The following is a 14020-nucleotide window of genomic DNA, read 5'->3' on the forward strand; positions in this document are numbered from 1 at the left end:
AGCTAAGTTCCCTCCGCAAACAGGAGACGGACGTGCAGCAGGCAGCGGCTAAACCCTTCATAAAAGGCGGATTTCTGACCGGCAGCGACATGGGTCTGGCGGTTGGCATCATCATCATCCTGACGGTGCTTTTCCTGCCTGTCCCGGCGGTGGTGCTGGATATCGGGCTGGCATTCTCGATTGCCTTTTCGGTCCTGATCCTGATGGTGGCGCTGTGGATCCAGCGCCCGCTCGACTTTTCCGCCTTTCCGACGGTGCTGCTGATCGCCACCATGATGCGATTGTCGCTGAACATCGCGACGACGCGCGTGATCCTGACCCATGGCAATGAAGGCTATCTCGCCGCCGGTCATGTGATCCACGGCTTCTCGCAATTCGTGATGGGCGGCGATTTCGTCATCGGTCTGGTGGTTTTCTGCATCCTGATCATCGTCAATTTCCTCGTCATCACCAAGGGCGCGACGCGTATCGCGGAAGTGGGCGCGCGCTTTACCCTCGACGCCATTCCCGGCAAGCAGATGGCCATCGATGCCGACCTTTCGTCCGGCCTGATCGATGAAAAGGAAGCGCAGCGCCGCCGCCGCGAGCTGGAAGAGGAAAGCTCCTTCTTCGGCTCCATGGACGGTGCCTCGAAATTCGTGCGCGGCGACGCGATTGCGGGCCTCATCATCACCGCCGTCAATATTTTCGGCGGCATCATCATCGGCGCCACGCGCCACGACATGGACATTGCGCACGCCGCCGACGTCTTCACCAAACTGTCGGTGGGCGATGGTCTGGTCACGCAGATTCCGGCCCTGATCGTCTCGCTCGCCGCCGGTCTTCTGGTGTCGAAGGGCGGCACGCGCGGTTCCGCCGACCAGGCGATCTTCGGCCAGCTCGGCGCCTATCCGAAGGCGCTTCTGGTCGCGGCGATGCTGCTTTTCGTCCTCGGCATCATGCCGGGCCTGCCAGCCTTCCCGTTCTTCATGCTGGGCGGCGCAATGGCCTTTGTCGGCATTGCCGTGCCGCGCCGCCAGGCGCGCCAGCGCGAGGCGGAAGCGAGCGAAGCCGACAAGAAGCAGCGCGAGGGGGAAGAGCAGGAGCGCAACTCGGTCAAGGCGTCGCTGGAAACCAACCAGATCGAGCTTTGCCTCGGCAAGCAGCTTTCCGCCCGGCTGATCGCCTCGCAGCAGGAACTGGCGCACCGCGTCAACAAGATGCGCCGCAAGTTCGCGCAGGAATACGGTTTCGTCATTCCCGAAATCAAGGTGACGGACGACATTGCCCTGCCGCCGAAAAGCTATCGCATCAAGATACACGGCACGGCTGTCGCCAGCCACGAATTGCGCGTCGGCGAAACGCTCGTCGTGCTGGGCGAGCGCCCGATCCCGTCCATCCCCGGTGAGGAAGTACGCGAGCCGGCCTTCGGCATGCGCGCCTATTCGGTGCCGGAAACCTTCGCGGCTGATCTGCGCCGCGATGGTTACATGACCGTGGACAATCTCTCCGTCCTGCTGACGCATCTGAGCGAAATCGTCCGCAACAATCTGGCCCAGCTTCTGTCCTACAAGGACATGCGCATCCTGCTGGATCGTCTGGGTTCTGAATATCGCAAGCTTCTGGAAGATATCTGCCCGACGCATATTTCCTATTCGGGCTTGCAGGCGGTGCTGAAACTGCTGCTCGCCGAGCGCATTTCCATCCGCAACCTGCATCTGATCCTCGAAGCCATCGCGGAAATCGCGCCGCTCGTCCGCCGCCCGGAAATGATCGTGGAGCATGTGCGCATGCGCATGGCGCAGCAGATTTGCGGCGATCTTTCCGACAATGGCGTTCTGAATGTTCTGCGTCTCGGCAATCGCTGGGATCTGGTTTTCCACCAGAGCCTCAAGCGTGACGCCAAGGGCGAGATCGTCGAATTCGACATCGATCCGCGCCTGCTGGAACAGTTCGGCACCGAGGCTTCCGCCGTCATCCGCAAGCATTTCGACAATGGCGAGCGCTTCGTGCTGGTGTCCTCGCCGGAAGCTCGGCCATATATCCGCATGATTATCGAGCGCCTGTTCGCCACCTTGCCGGTGCTCTCCCATGTCGAAATCGCCCGTGGCGTGGAGGTGAAGTCACTTGGCGCGATTTCGTAGTGATGACCGGTCGATCCTTCGGTCTTTTGATCCTTCGAGACGGTCCCCTTCGCTGCGCTCAGGGCACCTCCTCAGGATGAGGGGAGCGAGGGTTGGAGACGCCCTGCCCGCGCTCAGGGCACCTCCTGAGGATGAGGAAGAGTTCTAGCGCCCACACCCCTCATCCTGAGGAGCCATGCCGAGCTTGTCGAGGCGTGGCGTCTCGAAGGACGAGGGGAGTAATTATTGCAACATACGATGAAAGGGCCCTGAGTGCCTGTCGCGCAATTGCCGCTTAACGAGATCATTCTGGCCGCCGTTCTGGCGTTCTGCCGCATCGGCGCATGCCTGATGCTGATGCCGGGACTTTCGAGCGCGCGCATTCCCTTGCAGGTCAGGCTGTTCATCGCGCTCGCCTGTTCGTTCGCGGTTCTGCCGCTCGTGCTGCAACGCATCATCACCGTTGTCGATGCCGGGCAGCCCTTGACCCTGTTCCGCCTGATGGCGAGCGAAATATTCATCGGCGCGGTCATTGGCATTCTGGCGCATATCTATTTCTGGGCATTGCAATTCATGGCAAGCACGATGGCCGTTTCTATCGGCTATTCCGGCTCTCCCGCCGATGCCATCACGGAAAGCGAACCGCAGGCGACATTGGCGACGATCGTCACCTTCAGCGCGCTGTTCCTGTTCTTCATCACCGACATGCATCTGGAAATCTTCCGGGCGCTGCTCAATTCCTATGTGGCCATTCCGGTGGACGGGCAGTTTCGTCCCGATGCAGTGATGATCGACTTCACCGATGCGCTTTCGGGGGCTTTTCTGGCGACGCTGCGCATCGCCGCGCCCTTCATCGTCTTTGCGATCCTCGTCAATTTCGCCATCGGTCTGGTGAACAAGCTGACGCCGACCATACCGGTCTACTTCGTGTCGATGCCGTTTGTGCTGGGGGGAGGGCTGCTGGTGGTCTATTTCATCCTGCCGGAACTGCTGCGCTTCTTCACCAACGAGACCGCCACGCAGTTGCGTGAATTGTTCTGAGGGCCGCGATGACCAATCCGCGCAATCTGAAGAAGCTGATTGAACTGCAAAAGCTTGGCAGCGCCCGGGTGGAACAGGCGCTTGCCGCAGCCAATGCGCGCAAGGGCGCGCTGGATGAGGAGCGCGAGGCGCTGATCGCCATGCAGGATCGCCGCTATGATGGCGATGCGCTCAATATCGATCCCTCGCTGCTTATCAGACGCCTCGGCAGCAACGCAGCCGAATCGCAGCAGCTTGAGCAGCGTCTTCAGGCGCAGCGCAAGGCGCTGTTGCAGGAACAGCGGCGTGTCGAATTGCTGGAGGATCGCCTGACCGACACCAGAAACGAGCGCGAGCGGCGCGAACTTTCCAGCCTTATCGAGGAATTTATTAGCCGGAAAACGACAAACCGGTCGCAAGGCCCTGATTGAGCGCAAAAACGAGGCTGAACGCACGCACAAGTTTCAGTCAAGTTTGACCCGTTATGGTGCAATCAACAGAAGAGGGAGTGTATTGCATGGCGATCAACCCGCCGTCAGATCTGGTGATGGACGTGGCGCGCGCCGCCGATCCGCAAGCCTATCGCATGGCGGCGGAACGGTTGAAAGCGCCGTCGGCACCGGGAACCATGGTGGCCTCGGCTGCCGTTGGCCTGACGCGGGACAATTTCGCCAGCTTTTCCGACAGTCTTGCGGCGGGCGTCAGCGTGCGGCCGGATGCGCAGAATGCGGCCAGCCCGGCCTATCGCAAGTTCGAGGCCTTCATGCTGCAATCCTTCGTGCAGTCGATGTTTACCAGTGACACGACGGCGACCTTCGGGAAGGGGATCGCCGGTGAATACTGGAAGTCCATGATGGCGGAAGCCATGGCAAACAAGATGGCGGATGGCGGCGGTGTCGGCATTGCCAGGTTGCTTGAGGAACAGGCGGCGCGCAACGCGCGGCCAGAAGCACCGACAACGGTAGCGTTGGGAGACGTGATCAATAATCTGGGAGGCGATTTGAGCGAAAACGCCGTTTCGAAGGACATCGTGCATGGTTTCGAACGCAAGCTCATTCAAAAGCAGCTGGAGCATGTCTCCCGAAAAGGGGAACCGGTTTCGGGATGAAGACATGCGGGAAAATAGAGAGATAGAACCGTTCCGAGGACTGCGTTTCACCGGAACTGTTCCACACAAAGATAGCGACACGGACAGCGCGCGCGGCTGATTGGCCCGTAACGACAAGCGTCATAATTGAGGACCCCCGAAATGACCGAGACAAGCTCTGAAAACAGCCTGCCAGAGGATTCGCTGATCGTCGCCGTGACGAGCGAACCCGGTCAGGCGCTGGCAGAGGAACCGGCCGAGAACCCAGCATTGAAGCCGGTCGTGCGGGCGATCCAGCGTCTGGAAGACGTCATCGATACGGAGACGCGCCTTCTGCTGGAAGGCGGCAACCCCGATCTTGCGGAAATCAACGCACGCAAGAGCCGCGGGCTCTATGATTTCAACAAGGCGATCAAGAAGGCGGCCGGCGCTGCCGAGCCGGCGACGATGAAGCCGCTTCAGCCACTGCTCGACAGCCTGAAGCACAAGCTTGAGAAAAACTGCGAAGCGCTGCAACTGCATCTGCGGGCTGTCGGCGAACTGGCCGACCTCATTCGCGGTGCGCTGGAAACGCAGGAAGCCGACGGCACCTATTCCATGCAGAGCGCGAGGCTCGGTCACGCACGATGATCCGCATCATTGCCATCGGCCTGTGGATCTGCGCTGTCGCTTTCGGCTCGCTTTTCTTCGCGGTTCGCCAGAACGCCTCATCCCCGGATGGGGCGCAGGCCGCGGTCGGCGGGTTTGGAGGCGTGGACTACGTGAAGACGGATGTGATGAGCGTGCCGATCCTCTCGAACGGCGGCGTCGCCGGTTATGTGGTGACGCAGCTCGTCTATACGATCGATTCGAACGTTCGCAAGAAGCTCAGCGTGCCGCTCGAATTCTTCATCAGCGATGAAATCTTCCGCAAGTTCTATGGCAGCTATTCGGATACGAAAGAGGTTGAAAAGGTGAGCTTCGAGGATGTGCGCGCCTCGATCATCGCCGATCTCAATGCGCGGTTTCCAGAGCCGGTCATCAAGGACCTTCTGGTCGAGCAGTTCAACTATATTTCAGCCGAGGAAATCCGCGCCATGAACATGCGCGGCGCGCCGACGCCGACCGCGCCGGGGAAACAGGTTCCTGAAAAGCAGGCAGCCGCGCAGCCTGTCGGTCACAGCGAATAATATTTTCCTGAAAGCTGGGCGAGGCGTTCTTCGTCCAGCGGCGTGACTGCCGGGTCGGATACGAGTTCCACACCCATTTCACGGCCATTGCGCCAGGCGACGCGGGCCAGAAGCGCGCGACCGTAATAATCGTCGAACAGCCAGAAACGCTCGGGCAGAGTAGGGACCTCCACGGTTCTGAGCTTGGCGCCATGGGGCGCGATATCGCTGAACTGGCATTCGATGATAAACCGCCCGTCGAGGCCCACGATCTTGCCGGAGCGCAGCCTTGTGCGCTGCCTCTCTTCCCTGCGACGTTCATGGGATGGCTTAACCCGTGCCATATCGAAATCTTACCTGCTTTTCCCCTCCGGCATCGGCCTGAAAATCGCAAACGATTTTCAGAAAGCACGATGCGCAGTTTCAGGAGAGCAATCTAGCAGGTTTCGATTGCCGATGCGTTACTTTTTAAACCGGGAACCTTCGGACATGGTTACCTTGAACAGGTTCGTATCTGTTCAGTGATCCCCGCAGGCTTCGCAGAGGCCGCGCAGCTCCAGCGTCGTCTTGCGCGACTTGAAGCCGTTCTGCAGGCTCCATGCGCTGACGAGATTTTCGATTGCCGCGTCGGAAAACTCCGTCACCTGACCGCATTTCTCGCAAATGGCGAAAGCCACCAGACCCTGCTGGTGGCATTGCGGATGCGCGCAGGCAACGAAGGCGTTGAGGCTTTCGAGCCGATGGATCAGCCCGTAGTCGAGCAGCTTTTCCAGCGCGCGATAGACTTGCAGCGGCGCGCGGAAGCCGTCGTCGCGCAGCTGGTCGAGGATCGTATAGGCGCTGAGCGGGCCTTCCGCCTTGGACAGCACGTCGAAAACCAGTGTCTGATTGCGGGTCAGGTCCTGCGGGGCGTGATGATGGTGATGGGTGCTCATTGTCCAGCGATCCGTTTCGGTGATGCTTGTTCCCTCTTATGTAGGGGTAACAGGCTCAAAATGAAAATGGCAAGCGCCGCGACCACGATGGACGGGCCGGAGGGCGTGTCGAAATGAATGGAGCCATAAAGTCCGCCGATGACGCCTGCCGCGCCGATCAGCGAGGCGAGGATGGCCATCTGCTCGGGCGTGGAGGCAAAGCGGCGTGCGGTCGCTGCCGGTATGATCAGCAGCGAGGTTATCAATAGTATTCCGACGATCTTCATCGCAATGGCGATGACGATGGCCAGAAGCAGCATGAAAACGATACGCGACAGGGCGGGGTTCATGCCCTCGGCGCGGGCAATATCCTCGCTGACGGTGGCGGCGAGGAAGGGACGCCACAGCCAGGCCAGAACCGCCAGCACGAACACGCCGCCGCCATAGATGAAGGCGATATCCATGCGCGAGACGGCCAGAATGTCGCCGAACAGGAAGGACAGCAGGTCGACGCGCACCCATGTCATGAAGGCGACGAGGACGAGGCCAAGCGACAGGGTGGCATGGGACAGGATGCCGAGGAGCGAATCCGCCGACAATGTATGGCGGCGCTGCAAAAGCAGCAGAATGGCGGAAATCGCCACGGCGACGGCAAACACGCCGATCATCAGATTGATGTCGAAAACGAGCGCCAGCGCCACGCCGAGCAGGGCCGAATGCGCCATCGTATCCCCGAAATAGGCCATGCGCCGCCACACGATGAAGCAGCCGAGCGGCCCGGTGGTGAGCGCCAGTCCGACACCGGCGATGATGGCGCGGGTGAAGAAATCGTCAAGCACGGGGCGCGCTCCCTTCGTGATGATGGTGGTCATGTGCGTGGTCATGCTCGTGCTCATGATGATGGCCGTCATCGGCATGGCAGTGATCGGTCACGGAACCGTCGGCATGAAGCACGCGCCCGTCGGGCAGATGCGTGTGATCGTGGTGATGCTCATAAACCGCAAGCGGCCCGACGGCGCGGCTGCCGAACAGGCGCATATATTCAGGGCTCGCCGTCACGTCGCGCGGTGTCCCGCTGCAGCAAACATGGCCGTTGAGGCAGATGACGCGGTCGGTCGCCGCCATGACGAGATGCAGGTCGTGCGAAATCAAAAGCACGCCGCAGCCCGTATCGTCGCGCAGTTTCGCGATCAGCTCGTAAAGCGCAGCCTCGCCGGAAAAATCGACGCCCTGCACCGGCTCGTCCAGCACCATGAGGTCGGGCTTGCGGGCAAGTGCCCGCGCCATCAGCGCCCGCTGGAATTCGCCGCCCGACAGGTTGGCGATCTCGGCCTTTGCAAGATGCGGGATGCCGACCACTTCCAATGCCGTCTCAATATCCTTGCGTGAGAGAGGTCCTGTCAGCGTCATCAGGCGCTCGACGGAAAGCGGCAGCGTGCGGTCGATATTGATCTTCTGCGGCACATAGCCGATGCGCAGTCCAGGCATGTGGATCACGCTGCCTTCGTCGGGCTTCAGGATGCGCAGGGCCATCTTGGCGGCGGTGCTCTTGCCCGCGCCATTCGGCCCGATCAGGGTCACGATCTCCCCGCGCTCGACGCTCAGGCCGACATTGCGCACCAGCCAGCGCCCGTCGCGATAGACGCCAGCGTCCTTCATTTCGATCAAGGTTTCCCGCGCCTTTTGGACGGGGAGGGCGGTCTTCCTGCTCATCTGTTCCGGGCTTTTCTCAGTGTCTTTTCGTTGCGCCACCCCGGTTGCGATTTTTGCAAAAATGGGGGTTGCCTCACCTTATGACAGACGTTATAGCATAACGCAATAGACGTTATAAAATAACATATCACTTGAATATGATATCCGTTTCCAACCGCACAAGAGAGAGACCATGAAACACTTCCGCTCCCTTCTTCTCGCCTCGGCTTTCCTTACCGGCGCGACGAATATCTCGCTTGCCGCAGAGCGCGAAGGCGTTGTGGTATCAATCAAGCCGCTCCATTCCATCGTGTCGGCGGTCATGCAGGGCGTGGGCGAGCCGAAGCTGATCGTGCAGGGGGCGGGTTCGGAGCATGTCTACAGCCTCAAGCCTTCCGATGCCGAGGCAATCGAGCATGCCAAGGTGATCTTCTGGGCCGGGCCGTCGATGGAAACCTTCCTCGACAAGCCGATCGATACGCTGGGCGAGGGCGCGAAGGTCATCGCGCTTGGCGATGCGGAGGGCCTCACCCGGCTGAAGTTCCGTGAAGGCGGTCCGTTTGAAGCGCATGACCACGGGCATGAAGGTCATGACCATGGCCATGATGACAAGAAGCACGATCATGCCGCGGAAGCTTCCGAAGCCGGGCATGATCATGACCACGGCCATGGCGAATATGACCTGCATTTCTGGCTCGACCCGCAGAACGGAAAGGTCCTGGCAACGGATATTGCGAAGACGCTGGGCGCAAGCGACCCGGAACATGCCGCGCAGTATGAAAAGAACGCCAGGGACTATGGCGAGAAGATCGACGCGCTGACCAGGGAAATCGCGAGCGAACTGGAGCCGGTCAAAGACAAGCCCTTCATCGTCTTCCATGACGCCTACCAGTATTTCGAAAATCGCTTCGGTGTGAAGGCCGCCGGGTCGATCACGGTCAGCCCGGAAAAGGCGCCGGGCGCAGCGCGCATCAAGGAAATCCACGACAAGATCAAGTCGCTTGGCGCAACCTGCGTGTTCTCCGAACCGCAATTCGAGCCGAAGCTGGTAAAGACGGTTATCGACGGGACCGAGGCCAGAACCGGTATTCTCGATCCTCTGGGTGCGGAACTGAAGGACGGGCCGGATCTCTACCCGCAGCTCATCCGCAATCTGGCGGATTCACTTAAAACCTGCCTGTCGAAATAACAGCCGCAGCCGCTTCCCTTTGCTGGATGCACGCGCGTTCAGAACGCGGCTGCAAATGTGCCGGGCTGCAACTATCGACAGCCCGGCACTCACGAACCAAAAGCGGAAAGGCTTCGCCCCTTCGCCTGAGCGCTCGTCAGGCCCAGACGGTCTGGAGCATTTCCAAAAAGTGCGTAGCGGTTCCGCCATACCATATTGAACGGAACCGCTCTGGAGCATGATCCGAGAACGAGGGTCGACAAGATGTTGCTCCACGTAGAAGGGGCTGGAGCGTCGATCTGATTCCATCCGATCGAAACGCGCTCCGGGTTTTCCGGGACATTTCAGGGCGGCTTCCACCGCCCATTTTCACCACGAAAATTGTTACGATATAACATAAAGGAGAAATGAATGCGCAGCTTTTTGAGGACGCTTCACGCCGGTGCCGTTTTGGTTTTTCTCGCTCCTGCGTTTGCAGGTGCGCATGGCATCTGGATTGCCGAGCGTCATGGCACGCAGGCTGTCGTTTACGGTCACGGCGCGAGCGACGAGGCCTATGATCCGCAGAAGCTGAAGACGGTCACGGCCCGGGATGTGGACGGCAAGGAACTCGCCGTTGAGATCAGGCGGCAGGAAGATCATGCCCTGCTCGGCGTGCCCGGGGATGCGGTCGTGGTCAGCAGCGTCTTCGATAATGGCTTCTGGGCCGAGGGGCCGGACGGCAAGTGGGTCAACAAGCCGAAATCGGAAGTGCCGGGCGCAAAACAGTCCAGCCAGAGCCGGAAGTTCGCCGTCGCCATTCTCGACCATCTGCGCAAAAAGCCCGAGCCGCAGGGCCTGCCGTTTGAAATCGTGCCGCTGATGGACCCGACGATCTTGGAGGCGGGCAACGAACTGCCCGTGCAGGTTCTGGTTGACGGAAAGCCGGTCGAAGGCGTGGAAGTCGCGGCGGACTATGTCAATGACAGCCATGCGGCACCGGTGAAGACCGACGCGGAAGGCATTGCCAGGATCAGGATTCGCAATGCGGGTCTCAATGTCGTCGGGGCGGCCTATTCCAGCCCGCTTTCCGATTCAAAGGAAGCCGACAAGCTCAGCTATTTCACCACGCTGACCTTCAATCTCGATCACCATCACCACGATTGATCCCATCCCGTCATCAAGGAACGGAGTCATGCGAAAGAGACTGCCCGTTACGGTCCTGTCCGGCTTTCTTGGAGCCGGAAAGACGACATTGCTCAACCACGTGCTCAACAATCGCGAGAACCGCCGCGTTGCGGTGATCGTCAATGATATGAGCGAAGTGAACATCGATGCCGCCCTCGTTCGGGAGGGCGGCGCCAATCTGTCCCGCACGGATGAACAACTGGTCGAAATGACCAATGGCTGCATCTGCTGCACCTTGCGCGATGATCTCCTGAAGGAGGTTTCGCAACTGGCGGCACAGGGGCGCTTCGATTATCTGCTGATCGAATCGACCGGTATAGCCGAGCCCTTGCCGGTCGCCGCTACGTTCGAATTTCGCGACGAGAAGGGCAACAGCCTTTCCGATGTCGCCCGGCTCGATACGATGGTGACGGTTGTCGATGCCGCGAATCTGCTGAAGGATTATGCGTCGAGCGACTTTCTGCGCGATCGCGGCGAATCCCTCGGCGTGGAGGACGAGCGCACGCTTGTCGACCTCCTGGTCGAACAGATCGAGTTCGCCGACGTCGTCGTGCTGAACAAGATATCGACGGCTTCGCGAGAGGAGCGTGATCTCGCCCACAAGGTCATCCGTTCGCTCAATCCCGATGCCAGCATCGAGGAAGCTGATTTCGGCGAAGTGCCGCTCGACGCCATACTGGACACGAAGCTCTTCGACTTCAACAAGGCGCATGAGCATCCGCTCTGGTACAAGGAACTGCACGGCTTTGCCGCGCACACGCCCGAGACCGAGGAATATGGCGTCCGCTCCTTCGTCTATCGCGCGCGGCGCCCCTTCGATCCCGGACGGTTCCAGTCGTTCATCGACAAGGGCTGGCCGGGCGTCGTGCGGGCGAAGGGCTTCTTCTGGCTGGCGACAAGGCCGGATTTCGTTGGCGAAATCAGTCAGGCTGGCGCATTGGTGCGCACCGGCAAAAGGGGTCGCTGGTGGTCGTCCGTGCCAAAGCAATACTGGCCGGACGAACCCGAATGGCAGCGCGCCATGGAACCATATTTCCATAAGACATGGGGTGACCGGCGTCAGGAAATCGTGTTCATCGGCGTCGATCCGATGCAGGAAGACGCGCTCATCGATGAGCTGGACCAGTGTCTGCTTGAGGAAGAAGACTTCGTGCCGGAGCGCTGGTCCGGCCTGAACGATCCGTTCCCGAACTGGTCGCCCGCCTGAGCCTGTTTGGCCAGCGATTCCAGAGCGGTTCCCATTGAATCGGGGCGTCTGGAACCGCTCTGTCTTTTGTTTCTACGCATGCCTAATCCCAAAGCAGGTTCCCGCTTTTGGGGGCATGCTCGATATCCAGAGCCCTGCTGTCGGCCAGCGTTCGGTGATCCAGAACGCTGGCGATGGCTTCGCGCACATCCAGCATCATCTGGCGCACTTCACATTCGTCCTCATCGCAATCGTCGCAGGGGCGATAGTCGGTCTTGCTGGCGCAGGCGATAGGCGCAAGCGCGCCATCGAGCGCACGGATGATGTTGCCGATGGCGATCTCGTTGGCCGGGCGGGCGAGGCAGAAGCCGCCGCCCTTGCCTTTGCGGCTCAGAACGAAACCGGCATTGCGAAGCTCGGTGAAAATATTGTCGAGAAACTTGCGCGGTATATGGTGCTTTTCGGCGATCTCGCTGGCGGAAACCAGTTGTCCATCGGTAACGCCCGCCAGATGTACCATGGCTTTCAGGCCATATTTGCCCTTTTTGGTCAGCATGCCACCCCTGTGGGGCATTTCCTCGAAGTACCGAAATCGGCTTTGTCCGGAAATGCACGAAAAGAATACGCAACACACGCCGCCAGCCAAAACCGGCGCCGTTCGCAACATCAGGCCAAAGCCTGCTCCCTGGAAGTTAGGCGCTAAACCCGGCTGCGACAAGTCTTTTTGCGCCTGGCGGGGGTCTGATGCACGACCTGCCTGCATCCAGAGGCGACCGGATACACCCACCGCCTCCGCTATCATAACGCCATTCAGGTTTGTGTACGCCAGGGCAAGAAATCTGCTTGCTCGAGCACCCGGCTAAATAAGTTCCCTGCGCGATACATCTCCGGCTCGACGCTGAAGATGTTGTCAGTTTTTCGGGGTGGCAACAATTGCCGCCGTTATATTGAGAGGCCCATTTCCGTGGCCATCGCCCTCATAAGATCCTAAAAGATAAAGATCGCGACCCTGTGCGATAGCTGTAAGTGCAAATTCTATAACGGTTTTATCAAAGTCATTCATTTCTGAGACATCGTAATTGTTTCTAAATGAAAACCAAACATCATCTGTTGCTACTGATAGAGCAATGATATTTGGGTATGCGGTAACTTTAATATGCTTAAACTCTTTTGCAATATCTGGCATACTAATCTCCTTAATATATTGAGAATCAGCTAATTTACCGTCTTATATTGCCGGAAATGGGTGGGTTCGGACAACCTGTCAGCGTATTCAGCAAATCAATGTAATGTTAGCTTCGGGGGTGTCGATCAAAAATTTTCACGCTGCCGCCGAAAGATTGTAGTTTCGTCACGCCATCCTCGATTATTTTTTGTTTTAGTGCCTTTGTTGCTGAGGCGATATGGAGGGCGCCCTTCATATGCGTGGTGACATGTACCGCCGGTTAATTGTGCGTATTCTCCAGCAAAGCGAGCGATAATGCGCCTTGCAATGCGTCGCCAAGTGCAGGCCGATAGTGCCCCCGATACGGCAGGAAGGGCAGTGCTGCATAGGAAGAGGCAAGGCCTCCGGTCAGGCTGAACCGGCCAAGCGCTTCCGTGTCGAGCCGCTCCAGACCGCGTGCAATATAAGAGCAGGCGTGTTGCAGGATCGAATTGCCGAGCGGATCGCCCGCATGGGCGTGGTTGAAAACGAGGGGAGCGAAGGCGGCGTAGTCGGCGGCTGTTGCCTTGCGCGAGAAGGCGATGATCTGGCGAAGCTCGCCGTTGAACCGCGCCAGCACGGCGTCGACAAGTGCCGTACGCTCCGCCATTCCATCCAGTGCGAGCAGCGTTTCTTCGAGAAGTTCCCGCCCAAGCCGCGCGCCACCCGCGTGGTCGCTCAGCATGAAGCCGCGTCCGCCGACAATCTCGAAGGCGCCCCGTTCCCTTTTGACGAAGACCGAACCGGTGCCGAGAATGACGATAGCGCCATCGTCCTGCCCGAGCGCGCCTTGCAGGGCGCTGACCGCGTCGGAAACGATCTTCACATGGCCAAAGGGGAACTGGCGTTCCATGCTGTCCTTGTCGGCAAGCGAATTTGCGCCCGCGAGCCCGAGCACCGCGCAGGTCTCCCTCAGTATGGCGACATCGAGCCCCGCGTCCTGCACGGCCTGCTTCGCCGCGCGCATTATATTATCCAGCGCGGCGACCGGCTCCGCACCGATATTGGCGGGGCCGCTGGTCCCCCGGCCCATGGCCGCTCCATCGCGGTCGGCGAGAAGCGCCCGGCACCCGGTGCCGCCACCATCGACCGCCAGAATATAAGGCATAGGCTTCATGTTCATTCACCCGATTGTCATGTCAGCCGTCACGGAATCGTCGCAACTGTTCGAATCGCCAGTTTTTCACGGTTGAAATTTGGTTAAAAAGGACCATATTGGCTGTGGAAAGAAAATTCCTGTTTTTTTGAGAAACTGCGTTGACAGTTTTGTTTGGTGGGGTCTATATGGCGCCACAACGAGGGCGGCGGCGCCGCAAGCGGCAGGCTGATGCG

16 protein-coding genes are annotated in these 14020 nt (G+C 59.4%); 9 read left to right on the forward strand and 7 right to left on the reverse strand.

All coding sequences use genetic code 11. The annotated features are described in order from the left end of the window. The first annotated feature begins 32 nt into the window (after nt 1-32). The 6 genes from flhA (at nt 33) to JNC63_RS12970 (ending at nt 5378) form a co-directional block, all read left to right on the forward strand. Nucleotides 33-2123: a flagellar biosynthesis protein FlhA gene (gene flhA, locus JNC63_RS12945; RefSeq protein WP_006469392.1), complete on the forward strand. Its 2091-nt coding sequence runs from the start codon at nt 33-35 to the stop codon at nt 2121-2123. A 252-nt stretch (nt 2124-2375) separates the two neighbouring features. Continuing rightward, complete coding sequence (gene fliR, locus JNC63_RS12950) at nt 2376-3143, forward strand: flagellar biosynthetic protein FliR (RefSeq protein ID WP_006469391.1); 768 nt, start codon at nt 2376-2378, stop codon at nt 3141-3143. A gap of 8 nt (nt 3144-3151) precedes the next feature. Continuing rightward, complete coding sequence (locus JNC63_RS12955) at nt 3152-3553, forward strand: hypothetical protein (protein WP_006469390.1); 402 nt, start codon at nt 3152-3154, stop codon at nt 3551-3553. Between the two features lie 86 nt (nt 3554-3639). Then, the gene (locus tag JNC63_RS12960) at nt 3640-4230 is read left to right on the forward strand and encodes a rod-binding protein (protein ID WP_006471446.1); all 591 of its coding nucleotides are present in this window, start codon (nt 3640-3642) and stop codon (nt 4228-4230) included. A gap of 141 nt (nt 4231-4371) precedes the next feature. Then, nucleotides 4372-4839, forward strand: coding sequence for a hypothetical protein (locus tag JNC63_RS12965; RefSeq protein WP_006471447.1), 468 nt, complete (start codon nt 4372-4374; stop codon nt 4837-4839). Continuing rightward, nucleotides 4836-5378 (forward strand): hypothetical protein, encoded by a 543-nt coding sequence (locus JNC63_RS12970; protein ID WP_006469387.1) that lies wholly within the window; start codon nt 4836-4838, stop codon nt 5376-5378. The genes JNC63_RS12965 and JNC63_RS12970 overlap by 4 nt, the downstream gene beginning before the upstream one ends. Here the strand turns inward: JNC63_RS12970 and JNC63_RS12975 are convergent. The 4 genes from JNC63_RS12975 to JNC63_RS12990 form a co-directional block, all read right to left on the reverse strand. Then, nucleotides 5366-5701, reverse strand: a complete 336-nt coding sequence (locus JNC63_RS12975; RefSeq protein ID WP_006469386.1) for a PilZ domain-containing protein — start codon at nt 5699-5701, stop codon at nt 5366-5368. The genes JNC63_RS12970 and JNC63_RS12975 overlap by 13 nt on opposite strands. A 174-nt stretch (nt 5702-5875) precedes the next feature. Beyond that, on the reverse strand, nt 5876-6292 hold the full coding sequence (locus tag JNC63_RS12980; RefSeq protein WP_006469385.1) for a Fur family transcriptional regulator: 417 nt from the start codon (nt 6290-6292) through the stop codon (nt 5876-5878). Further along, a complete protein-coding gene (znuB, locus tag JNC63_RS12985; RefSeq protein ID WP_230350287.1) occupies nt 6289-7143 on the reverse strand; it encodes a zinc ABC transporter permease subunit ZnuB in 855 nt (284 codons plus the stop codon). The genes JNC63_RS12980 and znuB overlap by 4 nt, the downstream gene beginning before the upstream one ends. After that, on the reverse strand, nt 7103-7984 hold the full coding sequence (locus tag JNC63_RS12990) for an ATP-binding cassette domain-containing protein (protein ID WP_006471449.1): 882 nt from the start codon (nt 7982-7984) through the stop codon (nt 7103-7105). Before JNC63_RS12990 ends, znuB begins: the two co-directional genes overlap by 41 nt. Before the next feature lie 172 nt (nt 7985-8156). Between JNC63_RS12990 and znuA the strand changes: the two genes are divergently transcribed. The 3 genes from znuA (at nt 8157) to zigA (ending at nt 11505) form a co-directional block, all read left to right on the forward strand. Then, nucleotides 8157-9152: a zinc ABC transporter substrate-binding protein ZnuA gene (znuA, locus tag JNC63_RS12995; protein ID WP_006469382.1), complete on the forward strand. Its 996-nt coding sequence runs from the start codon at nt 8157-8159 to the stop codon at nt 9150-9152. 390 nt (nt 9153-9542) lie between these two features. Further along, nucleotides 9543-10277: a DUF4198 domain-containing protein gene (locus tag JNC63_RS13000; protein WP_006469380.1), complete on the forward strand. Its 735-nt coding sequence runs from the start codon at nt 9543-9545 to the stop codon at nt 10275-10277. 28 nt (nt 10278-10305) lie between these two features. Then, nucleotides 10306-11505 (forward strand): zinc metallochaperone GTPase ZigA, encoded by a 1200-nt coding sequence (gene zigA / locus JNC63_RS13005; RefSeq protein ID WP_006469379.1) that lies wholly within the window; start codon nt 10306-10308, stop codon nt 11503-11505. Between the two features lie 82 nt (nt 11506-11587). Here zigA and JNC63_RS13010 read toward each other — a convergent pair whose 3' ends face one another. The 3 genes from JNC63_RS13010 to JNC63_RS13020 all read right to left on the reverse strand — a co-directional run bounded on the left by JNC63_RS13010 (nt 11588) and on the right by JNC63_RS13020 (nt 13811). Beyond that, entirely contained in the window at nt 11588-12040 is a 453-nt protein-coding gene (locus JNC63_RS13010) for an RrF2 family transcriptional regulator (protein ID WP_006471452.1), read from the reverse strand. Between the two features lie 354 nt (nt 12041-12394). Beyond that, the gene (locus tag JNC63_RS13015) at nt 12395-12670 is read right to left on the reverse strand and encodes a hypothetical protein (protein WP_006469377.1); all 276 of its coding nucleotides are present in this window, start codon (nt 12668-12670) and stop codon (nt 12395-12397) included. A gap of 259 nt (nt 12671-12929) precedes the next feature. Beyond that, a complete protein-coding gene (locus JNC63_RS13020) occupies nt 12930-13811 on the reverse strand; it encodes a glucosamine kinase nucleotide-binding domain-containing protein (protein WP_006469375.1) in 882 nt (293 codons plus the stop codon). Nucleotides 13812-14020 lie beyond the last annotated feature (209 nt).

Origin of the sequence: Brucella ciceri (genome assembly GCF_041930145.1) — a bacterium.
In the GTDB taxonomy this organism is placed as follows: Bacteria; Pseudomonadota; Alphaproteobacteria; order Rhizobiales; family Rhizobiaceae; genus Brucella; species Brucella intermedia.